This is a genomic window from Myroides injenensis M09-0166 (genome assembly GCF_000246945.1).
Lineage (GTDB): Bacteria > Bacteroidota > Bacteroidia > Flavobacteriales > Flavobacteriaceae > Flavobacterium > Flavobacterium injenense.
In genome coordinates, this window is sequence record NZ_BAEX01000013.1 from 1 (window position 1) to 19,695 (window position 19,695).

Annotated in this window: 16 protein-coding genes; 12 read left to right on the forward strand and 4 right to left on the reverse strand. The window is 31.4% G+C overall.

Translation table 11 applies throughout. From position 1 onward, the window contains the following. Positions 1 to 31: 31 nt before the first annotated feature. Positions 32 to 1,009: a helix-turn-helix transcriptional regulator gene (locus RH98_RS03500; RefSeq protein ID WP_010250552.1), complete on the reverse strand. Its 978-nt coding sequence runs from the start codon at positions 1,007 to 1,009 to the stop codon at positions 32 to 34. Between the two features lie 133 nt (positions 1,010 to 1,142). Here RH98_RS03500 and RH98_RS03505 point away from each other — a divergent pair, with 133 nt between their 5' ends. Together RH98_RS03505 and RH98_RS03510 are read left to right on the forward strand one after the other, a co-directional pair. Beyond that, positions 1,143 to 2,894, forward strand: coding sequence for an ABC transporter ATP-binding protein (locus tag RH98_RS03505; protein ID WP_237717505.1), 1,752 nt, complete (start codon positions 1,143 to 1,145; stop codon positions 2,892 to 2,894). A gap of 38 nt (positions 2,895 to 2,932) precedes the next feature. Further along, the gene (locus RH98_RS03510; RefSeq protein ID WP_010250556.1) at positions 2,933 to 4,672 is read left to right on the forward strand and encodes an ABC transporter ATP-binding protein; all 1,740 of its coding nucleotides are present in this window, start codon (positions 2,933 to 2,935) and stop codon (positions 4,670 to 4,672) included. 143 nt (positions 4,673 to 4,815) lie between these two features. Here the strand turns inward: RH98_RS03510 and RH98_RS03515 are convergent, their stop codons facing one another. Then, positions 4,816 to 6,495 carry a PNGase F N-terminal domain-containing protein gene (locus tag RH98_RS03515; RefSeq protein WP_010250558.1) on the reverse strand — a complete coding sequence of 560 codons (1,680 nt, stop codon included), beginning with the start codon at positions 6,493 to 6,495 and terminating at the stop codon, positions 4,816 to 4,818. Positions 6,496 to 6,576: 81 nt separating this feature from the next. Here RH98_RS03515 and RH98_RS03520 point away from each other — a divergent pair, with 81 nt between their 5' ends. The 4 genes from RH98_RS03520 (at position 6,577) to RH98_RS03535 (ending at position 10,206) form a co-directional block, all read left to right on the forward strand. Continuing rightward, a complete protein-coding gene (locus RH98_RS03520) occupies positions 6,577 to 7,857 on the forward strand; it encodes a DUF2851 family protein (RefSeq protein ID WP_010250560.1) in 1,281 nt (426 codons plus the stop codon). Positions 7,858 to 7,893: 36 nt separating this feature from the next. Then, positions 7,894 to 8,115, forward strand: coding sequence for a PspC family transcriptional regulator (locus RH98_RS03525; protein WP_010250561.1), 222 nt, complete (start codon positions 7,894 to 7,896; stop codon positions 8,113 to 8,115). Between the two features lie 322 nt (positions 8,116 to 8,437). Continuing rightward, positions 8,438 to 9,052 (forward strand): helix-hairpin-helix domain-containing protein, encoded by a 615-nt coding sequence (locus RH98_RS03530; RefSeq protein WP_081498612.1) that lies wholly within the window; start codon positions 8,438 to 8,440, stop codon positions 9,050 to 9,052. Between the two features lie 11 nt (positions 9,053 to 9,063). Beyond that, complete coding sequence (locus tag RH98_RS03535) at positions 9,064 to 10,206, forward strand: acyl-CoA dehydrogenase family protein (RefSeq protein WP_010250568.1); 1,143 nt, start codon at positions 9,064 to 9,066, stop codon at positions 10,204 to 10,206. A 29-nt stretch (positions 10,207 to 10,235) separates the two neighbouring features. Here the strand turns inward: RH98_RS03535 and RH98_RS03540 are convergent, their stop codons facing one another. Together RH98_RS03540 and RH98_RS03545 are read right to left on the reverse strand one after the other, a co-directional pair. Next, a complete protein-coding gene (locus tag RH98_RS03540; RefSeq protein WP_010250570.1) occupies positions 10,236 to 11,414 on the reverse strand; it encodes a cation:dicarboxylate symporter family transporter in 1,179 nt (392 codons plus the stop codon). Positions 11,415 to 11,441: 27 nt separating this feature from the next. Next, entirely contained in the window at positions 11,442 to 12,620 is a 1,179-nt protein-coding gene (locus tag RH98_RS03545; protein ID WP_010250572.1) for a dicarboxylate/amino acid:cation symporter, read from the reverse strand. A 683-nt stretch (positions 12,621 to 13,303) separates the two neighbouring features. On the opposite strand from RH98_RS03545, the gene RH98_RS03550 reads away from it, so the two are divergent. The 6 genes from RH98_RS03550 to RH98_RS03575 all read left to right on the forward strand — a co-directional run bounded on the left by RH98_RS03550 (position 13,304) and on the right by RH98_RS03575 (position 19,685). Beyond that, a complete protein-coding gene (locus RH98_RS03550; protein ID WP_010250574.1) occupies positions 13,304 to 15,436 on the forward strand; it encodes a TonB-dependent receptor in 2,133 nt (710 codons plus the stop codon). 454 nt (positions 15,437 to 15,890) lie between these two features. Further along, positions 15,891 to 16,514 (forward strand): tetratricopeptide repeat protein, encoded by a 624-nt coding sequence (locus RH98_RS03555; RefSeq protein WP_010250576.1) that lies wholly within the window; start codon positions 15,891 to 15,893, stop codon positions 16,512 to 16,514. A 58-nt stretch (positions 16,515 to 16,572) separates the two neighbouring features. Next, positions 16,573 to 17,655 carry a sensor histidine kinase gene (locus tag RH98_RS03560; protein ID WP_010250578.1) on the forward strand — a complete coding sequence of 361 codons (1,083 nt, stop codon included), beginning with the start codon at positions 16,573 to 16,575 and terminating at the stop codon, positions 17,653 to 17,655. Further along, entirely contained in the window at positions 17,655 to 18,398 is a 744-nt protein-coding gene (locus RH98_RS03565; protein WP_010250580.1) for a LytR/AlgR family response regulator transcription factor, read from the forward strand. The genes RH98_RS03560 and RH98_RS03565 overlap by 1 nt, the downstream gene beginning before the upstream one ends. 122 nt (positions 18,399 to 18,520) lie before the next feature. Continuing rightward, complete coding sequence (gene rpsU, locus RH98_RS03570; protein WP_010250582.1) at positions 18,521 to 18,715, forward strand: 30S ribosomal protein S21; 195 nt, start codon at positions 18,521 to 18,523, stop codon at positions 18,713 to 18,715. Positions 18,716 to 18,782: 67 nt separating this feature from the next. Next, entirely contained in the window at positions 18,783 to 19,685 is a 903-nt protein-coding gene (locus tag RH98_RS03575; protein WP_010250584.1) for a tyrosine-type recombinase/integrase, read from the forward strand. The last annotated feature ends 10 nt before the right edge of the window (positions 19,686 to 19,695 follow it).

The window sequence follows — 19,695 nt, forward strand, 5'->3', positions numbered from 1 at the left end:
ACACGTAGTATAAAGAGAGCGCTTTTTGTATCTAGTATAATTCACTGGGAGATATTCCAAATTCCTTTTTAAAAGCTGTTGCGAAATGTCTTGCATTTTTGTATCCAATTGCATCTGCTACTTCAGTCACGTGCATATCTAAATCTTGAAGCATCAATTTAGCTTCTTTCATTTTTAATTTATGCCAGTATGCAAATACTGTTGTATTGAATAATTCTTTAAAAGTTTTTTTTAAGGTATATTCATTTGTTCCGACTAAACGTGCTAACCCTATTAAGGATATATCTTCATTTAGATTTTTGGTTAAATATTCTTTTATATAATAAGCATTTTCAACATCTTTCTTATTGAGATTTAAATTGGTGGATTTTGAAAATTGTTCAAATTGTAGCAGTAATAACTCTATTACTTTAGATTCGAGAAACATCTTTTTATAAATGCCAGTACGCTTACAATTAATCATTTCCTGAATAATCATAAACATATCAAGACTTATTAGATGATTTTGTTTTACAAATTGTGTAAACTCACCTTTTATAATTTTAGTTTGAAATTCATTTGAAGCAGGAATTATTTCATCTAGGTATTGTAGAAAAAAATCTATTTTCATTTTAATTTCAAAAAAGGCGAATTTATCAAGTTCGTGTACATAAATAGAGTCTATTTCCTTAGTATATAATATATTATGTTGGTTTTTTGTAAAATTAAATAATTGTTCTTTCTTATTACAATTCGTTAGTGAATAGGATGTACCACTCAAGGTAAAATGCATTTCTACATGTTCAAAAGTATTTTGGTAGAATAATTTATTTTGTTGCTTAGAGGTCATTTCTCCATAGCCAATATGAATACCATTAAAGTGAATTTCTTTATAATATCCTTTAGTTCCTAAATGATCAATATTCGTGACTAACTCGTTTGTATGAACTTTTAGTTCTTGAAATATATCACTATTTTCTTTTTTATATAGTGGATGCAGTTGGTCAATATGATATATACCTATTTCCATATTTTTTATTCCTTATTGCGGAGATTAAATTCCTTACAGCGGAGTTAATCTCGCCGTATCATAAATACATTTGTTGTATCTAATAAATATTAGAATAATTCTAAATAGCAAATGTAACTCAATTTTTATAATTATGGCGAAGGACAAAAAGAAAACGGGTATAATGAGGTTGCTTGAGATAACAGGCAGCAAGAAAGTAGTGTTGATTTTAGCTGCTTTATTATCAGTGATACACGCAGTACTTAGTTTAGTACCTTATGTTTTGGTTTTCTATATTATTAAAGAACTTTTAAACTCAACAACAGACTTTAAATTAATTCAAACTTATTTGATATACGCAATAATTGCAGGTATTGTTAGTATGTTTTTATTTTTCTTATCGGGTGTAATGGCTCATATTGCGGCATACAATGTTTTGCATGAGCTACGTACCTATATTGCTAATAAGGTAGGAGTATTACCAATGGGATATCTATCTAATAAAAACTCAGGTGCATTAAAGAAAATTTTATCTGATGACGTAGAAAGGATTGAACATTTTATATCTCATCAGATTCCTGACTTTGTAAAGGGAATTTCTCTTCCGTTAATTACATTAGGGTATTTATTCTCACAAGATTGGCGCTTGGCTTTAATAAGCTTTGTACCTATTGTCTTGATAGGAATTATTATTCCGAAAATCTTTGCGACTCCTGATGGTAAAGAATTGTTAGATAGACAAACTGAAACTTTAGAAAATATGAATGCAGGAATTGTCGAATATGTTAGAGCTATACCAGTGATGAAAATATTTGGTCAAAGTGCAGAAAGCTTTAACAAGTTTGGTGATACCGTTATCAGCTATCGTGAAGCAGTACATGCATGGACTAAAAAAAGTGTTCCTGGTTTTGCATTATTTACGAGTGTGATGAATAATGCTATGTTACCGTTATTAGCACTAGGGTTATATTTATTTTTTAACAATGATTTATCGACTTCTACATTACTTCTGTTTTTGATATTAGGAACTGGGTATATTAAGCCAATATTTGCTTTAAGTAATATGGCACCACAGCTCGCTTTAATAAGTAATAGTATGGGAGGAATTGATGAATTGCTTGACCAAGAAATATTGCCGGAGAACAAGGATGTACAGACACCTTCTAACTATGAAGTAACATTCGATAACGTTTCTTTCTCATATGATGAAGACAAAACAGTATTAAAAGATTTGTCATTTACTGTAAAAGAAAAATCAATTGTTGCTTTGGTAGGACCTTCAGGTGCTGGAAAAAGTACTGTCGGCCAATTACTTTCACGATTTTGGGATGTAAACGATGGCTCTATAAAAATTGGAGGAATAGATGTAAGAGAATATCCTACTAACCAACTTATGGAAATAATTTCATTTGTTTTTCAAGATAGTTTTATGTTCCAGCAATCCTTATATGACAATATTAGAATGGGAATGGATAAAACAATTGAACAAGTAGAAGCAGCTGCAAAAGCAGCTCAGATACATGATTTGATTATGTCATTGCCTAATAAGTATGATACTATGTATGGACAATCTGGTGTGCATTTAAGTGGTGGTGAGCAGCAGAGAATTCAATTAGCAAGAGCCATTTTAAAAGATGCACCTATTTTAATTTTAGATGAAGCTACGGCTTATGCGGATCCTGAAAATGAACTTAAAACACAAAATGCCTTTAGTTCATTAATTAAGAATAAAACTGTTTTAATTATCGCGCATCGACTAAGCACTATTACTGATGTAGATCAAATATTAGTATTTGATAAGGGACAATTAGTTGGGAATGATAAACATGAAGAACTATTAGTACAGAATGCTTTATACCAGCGATTATGGAATGCACATACACGAGCAAAAGACATAATACTATAACTGATAATTGTAGCATTGATTAAAATAAATTAAAAGAAATGATTAAAAATATAAAATACGTTACCTCACTAAATAAGAAGGATACTCAAAGAACTATCTTTTGGCAATTAGTGCAAAGTATCTTTACTTCTGCACCTACAATTGTATTGTTAATTATTGTATGGGAATTATTTGAAGAGACTCCTAATAAAAGTTTAATATGGACTGTATTATTCATCATGTTAATAATGATGATTCTACAATATATTGTTTCATCTAAAGTAATGGTCAGCACCAATGTATGGGTATATAATTTATCTAATCGATTACGTATTAATATGGGGAATAGAATGCAGAAGTTTTCTTTAGGGTTTTTTAAACAAAAAGACCCAGGAGAAATTACTTCTGTAGTATTACAAGATGTTGCTAATTTTGAAATTATTTTTGGGCATAGCATTGGAAATATTGCCTCTGGTATTTTCGGTACTGTTTTATTATCTTGTGTTTTGTTTTACTATGACTGGCGATTAACAGTTTGTCTTTTACTTGTAATTCCTTTGGTAATTCCTTTCTTAAAACTAGCAAATTATATAATAGCTAAAACTGGTAAAAAATTAGTTTCTGCACGTAATGGTGTTGGTGCAAAATTCTTAGAGTACGTGCAAGGAATACGTCATTTAAAATCATATGGACAAACTGGAGAAAAGCATAAAGGATTAGAAGATTCGTTTAAGAAACTAAAGAAACTAAGTATTAAAATGGAGTCATTGCCAGGGCCTTTAGTTATAACTGTTACTATCCTTTTCGAAATAGGTTTTATCTTAATGGTTGCATTGGGATTATATTTTCTTATTAATGAGAGTATATCTGTACCTGTACTAATTACATTTTTAATTTTGGGATATGCGCTTTATACTCCATTAAAAGTTGTTATGGTAGATTATCTTTCATTAAGTTCAATGAACGAAAGTCTAAATAGAGTGGTAGAGGTATTAGAAACTCCAATTATGGAAACATCTAAAGAATTAGTACCAAAAGAGTATGATATTGAGTTTAACGATGTAAGTTTTGGTTACCTTGAAAATCAAAAAACAATCGCAAACTTAAGTTTTAATGTGCCTGCAAGCTCTATGCTTGCATTGGTAGGACATTCTGGATCAGGGAAGACCACTGTAGCATCTTTAATAGCTCGTTTCTGGGATGTAGATAAAGGTGCAATTAAGATAGGAGGAATTGATATTAGAGATATTAATACGGATCATTTTTATTCATTAATTAGCGAAGTATTCCAAGATGTATATTTATTTGATGATACGATATATAATAATATCAAAATGAATAATAAGAACGTTTCTGAACAAGAAATTATAGATGCAGCCACTAAAGCTATGGTTATGGAATTTGTAGAGGATCTTCCATTAGGACTTCATACACCAGTAGGGGAAGGTGGTAATAAACTATCGGGAGGTCAGAAACAAAGAATTAGCATAGCTAGAGCATTATTAAGAGATGCACCTATCGTACTATTGGATGAAGCTACAGCAAGTTTGGATCCAGAGAATGAAATCTATATTCAACAAGCTATTCAAGAATTAGTAAAATCTAAAACAGTTATTGTGATTGCTCATAAATTAGCTACTATACAAAATGCAAATCAAATTATTGTACTTGAACAAGGACAAATATTAGAGCAAGGAAATCATTCCACTTTGATGGCTTTAAAGGGTAAATATTTTAATATGTGTAAAATACAACAGCAATCTGGAGGTTGGAAGATAAGTGGTAAGCCTAGCAATTAAAGAAAAAATATAATGTCGATTGGAGAAGTTAGCATTTAATGTGTATTAAGATAAATTTTTAAAATAGGTACAAAACCTACCTATTTTTTTAATGCTTTCTATTCCTTTTGTTTTTTGGCAGTATCATCTTGATACTGCCTTTTTTATTCTCCAAATAGAACTCCCGAAATATTCCAATAACTAAAACTTGTACCTTCAGGTTGCCCCATAGGTATTTGCACTTGTATATTGTGAGTACCAGCTTTTAGATCACCAAGAGATACCCATATAGGTGAGGTAACGCTGCCAGGACACCAATTAGATCTGCTTAAATCTGATGATGATAATCCGTTATTAAAATTACCTGATGCTGGGTTATAGTCGCGATAAGAACCACAATCTTGTCTCCATGGATAAAAGTCAGTGACCTTTTTCTGATCTAAAATAATGCTGTTAATTTTAGGGTTAAATTCATCCCCATTTTCCCAGCCTCCATGACCTGTTGCAGTATAGCGTAGACGAGCATTTTTTAATGGTTCTGTTAGAGTGAAATTAACAGTGACGCCTTGCGGTGAAGAGAACATTGTAGGATAGCTTTGACCAGCCATTTCTAATAAATTGATAGTGTTGAATAACGACATTATGTTTTTTACTTGTTTAGGTGTAGATTCACTTGGATGAATCGTTACATCAAGAGAGACTTTATGGCCTCCTTTATCATAGTTACCTATATATATGCCTACTAACCATTCACTATTATTTAATAAGGGTGCGAATTCTGTGATTTCTTGTCTATAAGTGGTTTGTTTTTGCCAATCTTTTTCTAAGAAATTAATATGATTATATGCTCCAATTCCAAAAGAAGTAAAAAATCGCATTAACTCAATAGGAGGTGTATAGTTATCTGTTGCAATAACACCTTGATATTCTTTTTCATTTCCCCCTATGTATTTAGGAAGAATATTTACTCCATCTTTTAATGCGTCATAAAATGATATTTCATGATAATTAGGTATTAGAAATACACTTCCAGTTCTATCATAAGCATCACCATTTGATTGCTGTGTGAGGTTTAAAAATACTTGATCACCACTTGTAATTATTGGGAACTTTACTTTTTTTACAATTAATGTCCCTTCAGCATATCTATAGATATTGTCTTCCGTTTTATGTTCGGCGTTATAATTTATTAATTCGTCTTTAAAAATGTTTAGAGTTGTGAATTTACTTTCCCAAAGTAATTTGTCATAATCATTTTTATTTACAAGAGTTGATTCATTTAGTTGTACTACTTCTTTAATATTGAATGTAGCATTTGTATTGATCTTTCTAGCTACAGTTTTGAATGTACCATTGCGATCTATCTCTAGTACTACTCCTAAGTCACTTCCTATATTATTAGGACTTCCTTTACTTGCTAGTTGCTTGGTATACCAAATAGTATATTTATTTGAGTTGATTACTGTAGTCGCTTTATTACATATATAGCCTAATATCTCTTTTGTCTCATTTAATATCTCATAATTGTAAACTGGAGGAGTGTATTCTGTTTTGATTCTTTTTGCTTTGTTGAGTTGTGCAATGGAGTAATGTTTGTCGTTTTTTAGATCTACGAAGGTCTGCTCTATTGGATATTTTAATTTACCAGCTATGAGATCTTGTTGGTTAAGCTTTAGGTATTCTTTTGTCATTAATACTAATAATGTAGCATTATTTGTCGTCACTAATTCATTGTTAACATAAGCATCATATTCAATTAGAGTGGTGTGGTTTGGTTTTTGAGCATTACTAATTATACTAAATAGAATTAGATATAAATTGAGTAACAATGTTTTTGCTTTCATATAGTACTTGCTTGGATATAATAGTATGATTTATAAAAGTAAATAAAGCAATTGCGATTTCAAAACACACTACTAAAATTTATGAAAGAAGCTTTCTTACACTATATATGGCAGAATCAATTATTTTCAAGCAATGATTTGTTTACCTCGTCTAAAGAGCAAATAAAGATTATCTCTCCTGGAGTATATACAGGATTAGATGGTCCAGACTTTTTTAATGCCCAACTTTTTATTGGCACACAATTATGGGCTGGAAATGTAAAAATACATATCAAGGCATCCGATTGGTATGCTCACCATCATGAGAAAGATAGGCGCTATGACAGTGTTATTTTGCATGTAGTTTGGGAATATGATATCCCTATATATAGAGAATGCGGAGCTGAAATTTCTGTCTTTGAGATAAAAAATATAGTTTGTGAAAAATTAGTAACAAGGTATGAATATTTAAAGATTCCAAAACAGTATTTGTTCTGTGAAAACGATATTTCAAGTATTGATCCTCTAGTATTACTTCAGTGGAAAGAAAGTTTGTTTTTTGAACGATTAAAAGAAAAAGTAGAACCTATTCAACGTTATTTATGTGAAACAAATAATAATTGGGAACAAGTGTTTTTCTGCTTTCTAGGAAAGAGTTTTGGTTTGAATATGAATGGGGAATATTTCTTTTCTGTTTTAAAAAAACTATCTGTTATAAACATTTATAAACACTCAGAATCTTTGATACAAACAGAGGCTATGCTTTTAGGAATAATTGGTGCATTGCAAATAGAAGATGAGGTGAAAGATTGGTATAGCTCTAACATCATTAATGAATGGGAATTTTTAAAACATAAGTATGGTTTAGAAGAAGGTGATAAAAAATGTTTGAGTTTTTATCAATTAAGGCCTAATAATTTTCCTACTATACGAATGATACAATTTGCTTCTTTATATTTTAAGCATGGTAGCAAGATTAATGAACTATTTAAAAAGAATTTATCTATTGTCGAAATTTATCAATTTTTCGACATTAACATTAGTGATTATTGGACGACACATTATTCTTTAAATAAAGAAAGCAAACGAAAGATTAAAAACCTTACTAAAGATTTCATTGATTTATTATTTATTAATACCATCTTACCTTTTCAGTTTGAGTATTATAAAAGTTGTTTGGTGATTGAAGATCAGTCAGATAGGTTAGCGGATATTTGTTGTAATCTTCAAGCAGAAAAAAACAGTATTGCCCATTTATTTAGTAAGCTTGGACTATCTGTTGATAATTTAATGGATAGTCAAGCTGTATTACAATTAAAGAAACAATATTGTGATACACGCAGATGTATAGACTGCTTAATAGGGAAAAGTATATTGAAATGATTTTTGTACTTTTGTTATTAGAAAGTAATAAAAACCATGATAAATAATATTCGATATTTTTTTGAAAAGAGAGGGTTTAAAGTTTCTTCTAGGATAGGAGATAGATTAGGAATTAAAGCAACACGAATACGTCTTTTTTTTATTTATATCTCTTTTTTTACACTAGGGTTAGCTTTTGCCTTTTATTTAACACTGGCGTTTTTAGCTAAGATTAAAGACTTAATCTATACAAAACGAAGTTCTGTATTTGATTTATAATTTATTCTTGTTGATGTTGCCATATAATTGGTTAATAATAGATGTGGCATTCTCATCGTACTAAATGGTTTTATTATACTAAATCCCAAAGGAAGGGGGTGGTGCTTTTCTATCTTTTATTATTCTTAATTCAAGGAATAGTCTTTTATTGCACGCTATTTTATAAGAATACTGATACTTCTATTAATCTTATTGACCCCAATCAGCTAATTCTTTATCATATAAAGATAGATAGTATTCGGAAAGTAGTCAATAAAAAAAAAATACTGTTTATCCCTTCAACCCAAATTTTATTAGTGATTATAAAGGCTTCTCTTTGGGAATGTCTATCGAAGAAATTGATAGGTTACACAAGTTTAGGGAGACAAATAACTATGTGAATTCTAGTCTAGAGTTTCAACAAGTTACTCAAGTATCTAATCAATGGTTAGACAAATATTCTCCTTATTTTAAGTTTCCAAAATGGGTGAATAATAATAAACCTACTTCATCTTATATTTCGTCAAAAGCTGTAATCCAACAAGAAGAGATAGTTGTAAAATGTATTAATTCAGCTAATGAAGAAGATCTACGAAAAGTTAGAGGAATTGGTGCTACGTATGCTGAAAGGATTATTAAAGAGAGAGAAAAACTAGGTGGCTATTTGGCTATTGAACAGGTGAAATTTATTTATGGATTACCAGAAGAAACTTTTAATGAGTTTGTTAAATATTTTATTGTAGAAATAAAACCTGTAATTGTTTTGCTAAATATAAACGAATCAAATATTAATGAAATAAAAGAATTGCCCTATTTGAATTATTATATAGCAAGAGAAATTGTGAAATATCGGAGTATGAATGGTGATATTGTTAATAAAGAGCAATTCCGACAAATTGAGAAATTCCCTCTTGACAAAATTGATATAATTAGTTTATATTTGAAATTTACGAATTAAAACTATCAACTATGAATTTTGAATACAATGAGACACAAGCAATGATTGCGCAATCAATAAGAGATTTTGCGGAACAACATATTCGTCCGCATATTATGGAATGGGATGAAGCACAGATATTTCCAGTAGATTTATTTAAGAAATTGGGAGAAATGGGCTATATGGGAGTATTGGTGCCTGAAGAATATGGAGGATCTGGACTTGGATATCATGAGTATATTACAATAGTTGAAGAGATTTCTAAAGTAGATTCTTCTATTGGTTTATCAGTAGCGGCACATAATTCATTATGTACAAATCATATTCTAAGTTTTGCTAACGAAGAACAAAAGAAAAAATGGTTACCAAAATTAGCAACAGGAGAATGGATTGGTGCATGGGGATTAACTGAGCACAATACTGGTTCGGATGCTGGTGGAATGAGTACTACTGCAGTAAAAGACGGTGATCATTGGATACTAAATGGTGCAAAAAACTTTATTACACATGCTATTTCTGGTAATGTTGCAGTTGTAATTGTTCGTACTGGAGAGAAAGGTGATTCTCACGGAATGACAGCATTTGTTGTTGAGAAAGGTACACCTGGTTTTTCTAGTGGGAAAAAAGAGAATAAATTAGGAATGCGTGCTTCTGAAACAGCTGAACTTATCTTTGATAACTGTCGCGTGCCTGATGCGAATCGTTTAGGAGAGGTAGGTGAAGGTTTCATACAAGCGATGAAAGTATTAGATGGAGGGCGTATCTCAATTGGAGCATTATCGCTTGGTATTTCTAAAGGAGCTTATGAAGCTGCTCTTAAATATTCTAAAGAAAGAGTACAGTTTGGCAAACCAATTAGTCAGTTCCAAGCAATAGGATTCAAATTAGCTGATATGGCTACAGAAATCGAGTGTTCTGAATTATTATTGCACAAAGCAGCTTTCTTAAAAAATAACAATAAACCAATGACTAAAATTGGTGCGATGGCTAAGATGTATGCCTCTGAAGTATGTGTGAAAGTGTCAACAGAAGCTATCCAAATTCACGGAGGTTATGGATACACTAAAGACTTCCCTGTAGAGAAGTTCTTCCGTGACTCTAAATTATGTACTATAGGTGAAGGAACTACAGAGATTCAGAAATTAGTAATCTCTAGAAATCTTTTAAAAGAGTAATATAATAAAAATTTATATTGGAAGGGAAGTTATTTAACTTCCCTTTTTTGTTGTCTTTCGTTGAAGGCTGTTGCTATTAAGCTAAGAGCCCCATCTCCTACTATATTACAAGCAGTACCAAAGCTATCTTGCAGGGCGAATATGGTTAATATTAAAGCTATTCCTGTATCGTCAAAGCCCAACATTGAAGTAATTAGTCCTAAAGATGCCATTAAAGCACCGCCTGGTACTCCCGGTGCACCTAATGCAAAAATTCCTAATAGGAGCACAAAAAGAATTAGTGTACTTACATCGGGTAAAAAACCATAAAGAACGAGGGATACAGTCATCACAAAGAAGGTCTCGGTAATCATTGCACCGCATAGATGAACATTCGAGAAAAAAGGTATTGTGAAGTTTGTTATTTCTGGTTTAAGGACTTTACTCTTATGCGCAGACTGTAGTGCTACACCAAGACTAGCCGCAGAAGACATAGTGCCTAATGCAGTTAGATAAGTAGGACCATAATGTTTTAATACTTCCCATGGATTCTTTTTTGCATAAATACCTGCTATAGTGTATAGAATAGTAATCCAAACAATATGTGCTAATATAACAATGAGTATTACTATTATAAATATAGGAAGTTGAGATTGAATTGTACCGACATAGCTTAATAGTGCAAAGTTAGATGCTATATATAGAGGAAGTAATGGAACTAACACTCTATTTACTAATAGTAATACAATTTCTCTAAAGTGATCAAAAGCAATTTCTAATGGTTTGGATTGTGTCCACAATATTCCTAGTCCTATCATAAGCGCTAGCACTAGGGATGTCATAACATCAAATACAGGAGGTATATCTAGTTTAAACAGCATTGTTGGTAGAATTCTTCCTGCGGTTGCAGAAGAGGGAATGTCTAACCAAGGTAAAATCGTATATCCTAAAGTTCCACTAAATAACCCTGCTCCAATACTTGAGATATAAGCAATCACTAAGGATAAACCAATAATAGCTGAAGATTTTTGATCTAGTTTTGCGATAGAGGACACAATAAATCCAAGAATAATTAAGGGAACTAAAAATAGAATCAGTTGACCTAATATATGTTTTGTCGATAAGATAACTTGCAATGCAATATCGTTTAGATAAGGACCAATAGCTAATCCTATAATTACCCCAGAGATCAGTCTAAATATTGTATTGTTTACTAGCTTTTTTAGCATAACATAGAGATATTATAATGCGAAGGTTTAAATACTCCCTTCTGATCGTATTTCCTTCTGGCTATATTTTGTAACCATAAGGCTTAATGCACCATCTCCTGTAATATTACATGCAGTACCGAAACTGTCTTGTAGTGCAAATATTGTTAGCGTAAGGGCTATTCCTGCATCATCAAAGCCAAGCACCGAAGCTATGATACCTAAGGATGCCATAACAGTCCCTCCAGGTACCCCCGGAGCTCCTATGGCAAATATCCCTAATAAAAGTATGAATAATATCATAGTTCCTACAGTAGGAATTGTGCCATATAAAACTTGAGAAACAGTCATTACAAAGAAAACTTCCGTTAATACTGAACCACATAAATGAATATTAGAAAAAAATGGTATTGTAAAATTAGTGATTTCTGGTTTAAGTATTTTACTTTTATGAGCTGATTGTAAAGCTACTCCTAGCGATGCTGCCGAAGACATTGTTCCTACAGCAGTTAGATAAGCAGGTGGATAATGCTTAATTATTTCCCATGGGCTTTTTTTAGAATAAATAGCCGCTATGGTATACAATACACCTAGCCAAACGAAGTGAGCTACGATTACAATTAGTATTACAGTCAAGAATACTGGTAATTGAGATTGTATCGATCCTTCATAACTTAGTAATGCAAAGTTAGCCATGATATAAAATGGTAATACAGGTACCAATACTCTGTTTACTAATAAGAGTACGATATCTTTAAACGAATCAAATGCACGCTCTAGTGGTCTAGATTCCGTCCATAGAATACCAATACCTATCATAAGCGCAAGAGTAAGAGACGTCATTACTCCAAATACTGGAGGTATATCTAATTTAAATAACATTTCAGGAAGTTCTTTAAGAGACTCTACATTATTTTCTATTTTTAAGTGGGGAATAATATTAAACCCTAATGCACTACTAAAGAAACCTGCGCCTATACTAGATAGATAAGCTATTATGATAGAAAAACCAATAATACCTATCTGGCTTTTGTCTAATTTAGCAATAGATGATACTACAAATCCAAGAATAATTAATGGTACCAAGAAAAGAATAATTTGACCTAATATATGTCTAGTTGATAAAATGATTTGTAGTAAACTGTCGGTTAGATAAGGTCCTATAATTAGACCAACGATTACTCCTAATAAAAGTCTAACTATTGTATTACTAAAGAATTTCTTCATGTTTTTATTATTGATGTATTTTTTATTAAAGTATTATGTTTTACAAATCAAAGGTAGTGTAATAAGGTTTTTTTTAATACTGTATTGTGAAATATACCATATTTATGGTATGATAAATAAGTGCTTTTTGGCTAACTATAAAGGAAGTGTTACTATTAATCAGTTATGAATAATAAAATATGAAAAGAATGAATTTGTAAAGAAAGTTATTGTAATGTATAAAGGTTAGACTTTTATAAAAATGACATATGTAAAAAACCGAGAGATTGTTTTTAAGGGGGGAAAGATGTAGAAGATATATATAGATTAAACTTTAATCCTAAATGTTATATATGAGAGGTAAAGCTTTTAAAAATATTAAAGAAGTAAAGGAAAGATTTATCTAATAAAGAAAAAGACCATCTTATATCGTTTGGATTTAATTTATATAAACAGTAGCAGAACATTAGACAAAGCAAAGAAGGTGACTCATTATATAATGAGTCACCTTCTTTGCTTTGTCTATATGATGGTATAAAATAGTTAATCTTTTATTTTAGGAGGTTTGTATTTAGCATTTGTCTACTATCACTCACTACCCATTTACACCATTCACGCAGTTTATTTTACCATTCGCGCATTCTTTTTTTTAGAAATAGGTGTGCTGCGTTACGTTTGTAAGGTAATTAAGAATCTATACAACGATGAAAGCACTATTATCTATGATATTAACCTTGTTTTTAGGGGCAGTACACGCTCAGACAATCACCATATCAGGTACAGTGGTTAATGAAAAAAATAAACCAATAGAGAATGTAAATGTATATCTGGAAGAGAGCTTTGAGGGAGCGTTATCAGATGTTAAAGGATATTTTACCTTCACTATAAATGATACTGTTGTAAAGGATGTACTAAAGCTAATGCATCCGCAATATGGCAATATGGATGTGTATATCGATACAGAAGAAAATTACACCAATAGTTTCGTGATGAGTGGACAGGACGGTTTATTGGGTGAAATAGTAGTAGTCGCTAAGAGTAAAAATAAAAGAGAACGAGCAGAGAGTATTGGACTTAATGCTATGGATGTAGTGAGTACAGCTGGGAGCCCTGGAAATACTATAGGAGTATTAAGTACCATGCCTGGTGCGCAGACTAATGGTGAGGATGGAAGACTACTGATAAGAGGAGGTAAGGCAGATGAGAGTGGTATCTATGTGAATGGGATAAAGGTGTTTCAACCTTACACAGCATCAGTAGGTAATGTGCCAGTGCGTTCTAAATTCAATCCTTTCTTGTTTAAAGGGATGTGTTTTTCGGCAGGAGGATATAGCGCAGAGTTTGGGGATGCTTTGTCAGGAGTATTACAGTTAGATACATCTGATGATATAGACCCTTCTCGTAAGGATATCTCTATCTCTACAGTAGGGGTTAGCTTTGGGCAGACTCATCAGTGGGGAAAGAATTCACTTTCATACAGTCTTAACTATCTAAACTTAGGAGCATATACAGCACTGGTAAAACAGCGATATAATAGTAAAAAGCCTTTTAATACAGCTTCTGCAGAGGTGGTTTATAAGAGAGAAGTGAAAGACGGAGGATATAAATTGTATACGGCAATAGACTTTACGTCTATCAAGTATGAACAAGAAATAGAACCAAGTAATCGAGTAGACACATTAGCTTTTAAATCAAATAATGTGTACATGAATAGTCTTTATTTTAAAAAACTATCTCCATTTATGCGATTAGATGTAGGAACAGGAGTAGGATATTCAGATTATAAAGGGGATAACAATGAAAAACATATTGGTAGAAAGAATTGGGATTTAAATCAAAAAGTAAAATTGTCTTATCAGTGGAACAGCAAGTGGCAATCTTTTATTGGTACTGATATGCAAATAGCCCAGTTAGACTTGACGCGTAGCATAGGAAAATACTCTACTAATAATGAAACAGATGCTACTAGATTTGCTTTGTTTTTTGAGAACAATTGGAACATTGGATTAAGGGTATCCTTAAGAGCAGGAGTGAGGGTGAATAAATACTCAGCTATTTCAGATTGGACAATAGAACCAAGGACAATGCTTACTTATCAGGTAGATACTAAACAACAAGTGTCACTGTCTTATGGAGTGTTTAACCAAGCTTTAAATTTAGAGCAATCTTTATACTTAAAGCAAGAAGATTGGATGCAGGCAGATCACTATATTTTTAACTATACATATGAGTTTAAGAAGAGAATGCTTAGAGCGGAGTTATTCTATAAAGACTATAGTAAACTGCTGTTGACACCAATAGGTAAACTAAGTCAGTATTCTCAATTAGGAGAGGGATATGCAAAAGGATTTGATGTGTTCTGGAAAGATAGCAATACGTTTAAGAATTTTAAGTACTGGATAACCTATACCTACATTGACTCTAAAAGAAAAGAGATGTATTGGGATGAATGGGTACAACCGTCTTATGTAGCTAAGCATAACTTCTCTGTAGTAACGAAGTACTGGATAGAGCAGTGGAAGTCACAAGTGAGTATGACGTATAACTTTACTACTCCTCGACATTTCTATAATACCGACATTACAGATAAGGTAGTGTATAAAAGTAGTCAGATACACAATGTAAGTATGAGTTGGGCTTATCTATTAAGTGCACAAAAGATACTTTATGCATCAGTGGATAATCTCTTAGGTCGCAATCCTGTGTATGCATATCAGTTTATTCAACAAGGTGGGCAGCCAGATGTGATAAATCCAACGGCAAAGAGATTTGTATATATCGGATTTATGTGGACAATGAGCTCAAACAAGAAGTCAAATCAATTAGATAATTTATAAAAACTATTTAGACAACAAAATGAACGACTCACGCATTAATTTTATGTATTAATAGCTAATTAGTAGAGGTTTGCAAGGGAAAAGGGATAGATTATATTGCTATTAGTTGTATAGCTTCCATTTTGTTAAGAGTTTTTAAAGGGATTTTGTTCGGGTCTCATTCGAGGTTTGTTCGGGAATCCTTTGTTAAAGCCTCATTATATTTAGCTTTCCCCGAACAAGACCCAAACAAAATACTAGCGAAGGAATAATGCGAATTGTTAGATTTCTTTATTAACAGGTGTTAGCTATAAAATAATTGAATAATGAGATTAGGCAAGATAGCTAAAAACTAGTCATAATAGTCCTTTTTAGAGGGTGTTATGTGGAGAGGTTTTCTAATACTATCTCTTTAATAGAGTCTATTTGTTAGACGTTTAACGAAGAAATAAGAATATTAATTAAAATAGAAATTATGAAAAAGTTACTTGTTTTATTTTTGATTGTATTAGGGGTGCCTTGTATGGCACAATCTAAGTACGAGTTAGGTATGCAAAAAGCGATGCAAGAATGGCACGCTGGCAATAGTACAAATGCCAAAGCGGTATTAGATAGAGTTGCTGTATTGGATAAGGAGAATTGGATTCCTGTGTATTACAAAGTATTTATTGATATCACTGATGGCTTTAAAAATCCTGATAAAGTAGAAATAGAGGGAATTATTGAGAATAATCGTTTGATAATAGAGAAATGGTTAGATATTGGTGGAGATGAATGGTATATATTAAAAGGCATGAACGAAACATTGGAATTATTGACTGACCCAATGAACAAGGGGATGCAACAAACCCCCATTATTAGCAAAGCTTATGAAAAAGCGATCAGTCTGAATCCTAATAATCCTAGAGCTTTATATTCTTTAGCTAGCTTTTATATCAATAGTGCTAAGTTTACAAAAGTTGATACCACATATTATTGCGAAATGTTAAATAAGTCAATAGAACTTTTTGATCAGCAATCAAATGACTTGTCATTCTTTCCATCATGGGGAAAAGAATGGGCAGTTAATATTAAAAGTAAATGTGCTGTAAAGGAATAATTATGAAGTTACACATTAATTGTAATTTAGATATTTGTAAATTGTAATAAAAAAAGATATGGCTGTGAAGTGGCGTAGACATATTATACTAGCTTGCAGTATTGGAGTTCTTACTGGACTGGCTATATCCTATTATTCTTTTCAGGATAGTGGAATGTCATTTTTGGAGTTAATGATAAGTTCAGTTTTCTTAAAAAATACATTTTTTTCATTTGTGTTGTCGGTATTGATTTATGCTGCTAATTTATTTTCTACTTTACTTATGGAAGGGATATTGGATAAACTAAATGTGAGGTATGAACTGTCCTTAAGTAAATTATCTAAAAATGCTATTTTCTTTATTAATGGTGTAGTCACATCTGCAATATCGTATTATTTGTTTTTAAGTATCCTATTGAATTGGTTCTATAATATATCTTATGCAACTTTTTTTAATGGAGATTATATGCGATTGGGTAATTTTATTGCAATTGTAATGATTAGTGTTTTTGTCTTATTGATTGTCTTTTTATTTGGTTATAATGATCGATTGAGATTGTTAGAAATTAAAAATAAAGAAATGGAGATTGCCTTGCAGAGGAGTCAAATTGAAAGTATGAAAGAACAATTGTCTCCCCATTTCTTATTTAATAATATGAATGTGTTGATAAGTACAATACAAGAAGATCCAATAAAGGCAGAACGATTTGCTAGATCGTTTTCAAAAATTTATCGTTATGTATTAGAAAAGTTAGATTATACGATGTGTTCTGTATTGGATGAATTAACCTTTATAAAGGATTATGTATATTTACTTAATGTGAGATATGACAATGCAATAGATTTTGAGATTGCTGATGAAGTTTATAATTATTTAGAGGAGCAAATTCCACCATTGAGTTTACAAGTATTAATAGAAAATGTAATAAAGCATAATATAATTCCCTCAGAGGGAAAAATAAAAGTTGTTTTAGAAATACAAAATGATGGGTTGTTATTGTGGAATGAAAAACGCATTAAATCAAGAAAAGAATTTTCTTCTAAAGTAGGGTTGAAAAATTTATCCCAACGATACAGTTTGCTATTTCATCAAGATATTATAATCAATGATTTAGAAAATAGCTTTAGCGTTAATATTCCTTTTAATAGAAAAGATAGGTAATGAAAATTGTAATTATAGAAGACGAAAAACCAGCTGCAAGATTATTAACAAGAGAATTGGAGAAATTAGGACTTAGTGTATTAATTACGTTACATTCTGTTAATGATTCGATCACTTGGTTTTTACAACATGAACATCCTGATTTAATATTTGCAGATATACAGTTGTCTGATGGTTTGTCCTTGGATGTTTTTGAGCAGGTAGATATAAAAAGTGCTATTATTTTTGTTACTAGTTTTGATCATTATGCAATAAAAGCATTTAAATTAAATAGTATCGATTATCTATTAAAACCAATAGAAGCAAAAGAGCTAGTAAGAGCTATTAATAAATATAAGGCACAACAATTGCAAGTTTTACCTAAAGTTCAAGTTATACAAGACAATATCGGACTTCCCAATTATGCTAAGCGTTTAATGATAAAAGTTGGGATGCAAATAAAAATGATATTAGTAGATGAGGTGGTGTGTTTCTATAGAGAAGATAGAGGAGTCTATGTTTCTACAATAGGGGGAAGAGTACATTTACTAGAAGAAGGATCTGTAGATGCTATTTTAAAAGTATTGGATACTTCTAAATTTTTTAGAGTGAACCGGTCTCAAGTAGTCTGTATCGAGTTTATAGAGCAAATTATACAATTGTCTACTTCTAGGTTGAAATTAATTATGAAAGACTTCGCTGAGGAAGTGATAGTAAGTAGAGAGAGGGTAAATGAATTTAAGAAATGGTTAGCAGAAAATTAGAAGTTATTGTCGGAGATTTGTTTAGCTCTAAAAAATATGTGCTAAAAAAATTAATATTTAGTTGCAGTATATGAAAAAAGTTTTACTTTTGCACCACCAAATGAGAGGAGGTGTATGAAAACATGTTGATCATTCCAATTAAAGATGGAGAAAATATCGATAGAGCACTAAAGCGCTATAAAAGAAAGTTTGACAGAACAGGAACTTTACGTCAGTTAAGATCTCGTCAACACTTTACAAAACCATCTGTTTTGAAAAGAGATAAAATGCAAAAAGCTGCATATATTCAAACATTAAAAGATTCAGTAGAAATCTAGTATTCGTTTGGATTAAAAAATAAGACCGTTGTAATAAAGTATTAACTTTGTTGCAACGGTTTTTTTTATGAATGAAGATTTACAGAAATTTTTGGATTATTTAAAGTGTGAGCGGAATTATTCTGTGAAGACACTTGTTGCTTATGAAAATGATATAGCTACTTTCTTAGAATTTTTAGATGAGGAGGGGTATGTGTATTCTGATATTACTTATGATGTCATACGTGGTTGGATAATTAATTTATCTGAGAAAGGATTAGAGAATCGCAGCATCAATCGCAAAATAAGTTCTCTGCGTACTTTCTATAGGTTTTTACAACAAATAAAGAGAATCTCTGTAGATCCATTGCAACTACATCGTTCTTTAAGAATGAAAAAGAAATTACAATTACCTTTTTCGCGTAAGGAAATTGCAGATGTAAGACAGATTTTAGAGCAAGGAAATGATTTTGATTCTCTACGCGATTTAATTATTGTAGAGTTGTTATATGGTCTTGGCTTGCGCAGAGCAGAGTTGGTTGCATTAAAAATTGTAGATTTTGATTTTTATCTTCATCAAGTCAAAGTTGTTGGTAAAGGTGATAAAATGCGATTTATACCTCTGGTTGAAGAATTGGAGAAAATCGTTAAAAGATATCTATTAAGTAGGGAGTTGGTATTGAGAGATATAGATAATCACAAGGTTCTCTTAATAAATAGTAAGGGAAATAAAATAGATGAAATGTTTGTTTATAGAGTAATAAATCGCTACTTTAGTAATGCAACAACAAAGGAGAAGAAAAGCCCTCATATGTTGCGACATTCGTTTGCAACGCATTTAATTGAGAATGGTGCAGATATTAATTCAGTAAAAGAGTTAATGGGGCATGAGAGTTTGTCAACAACGCAGATGTACACACAAGTGAATCTTGAAGAGATGAAGAAAGTATATCTCAGTGCTCATCCTCGAATTAAGAAAAGTAAAAATTAACCTATTAAAA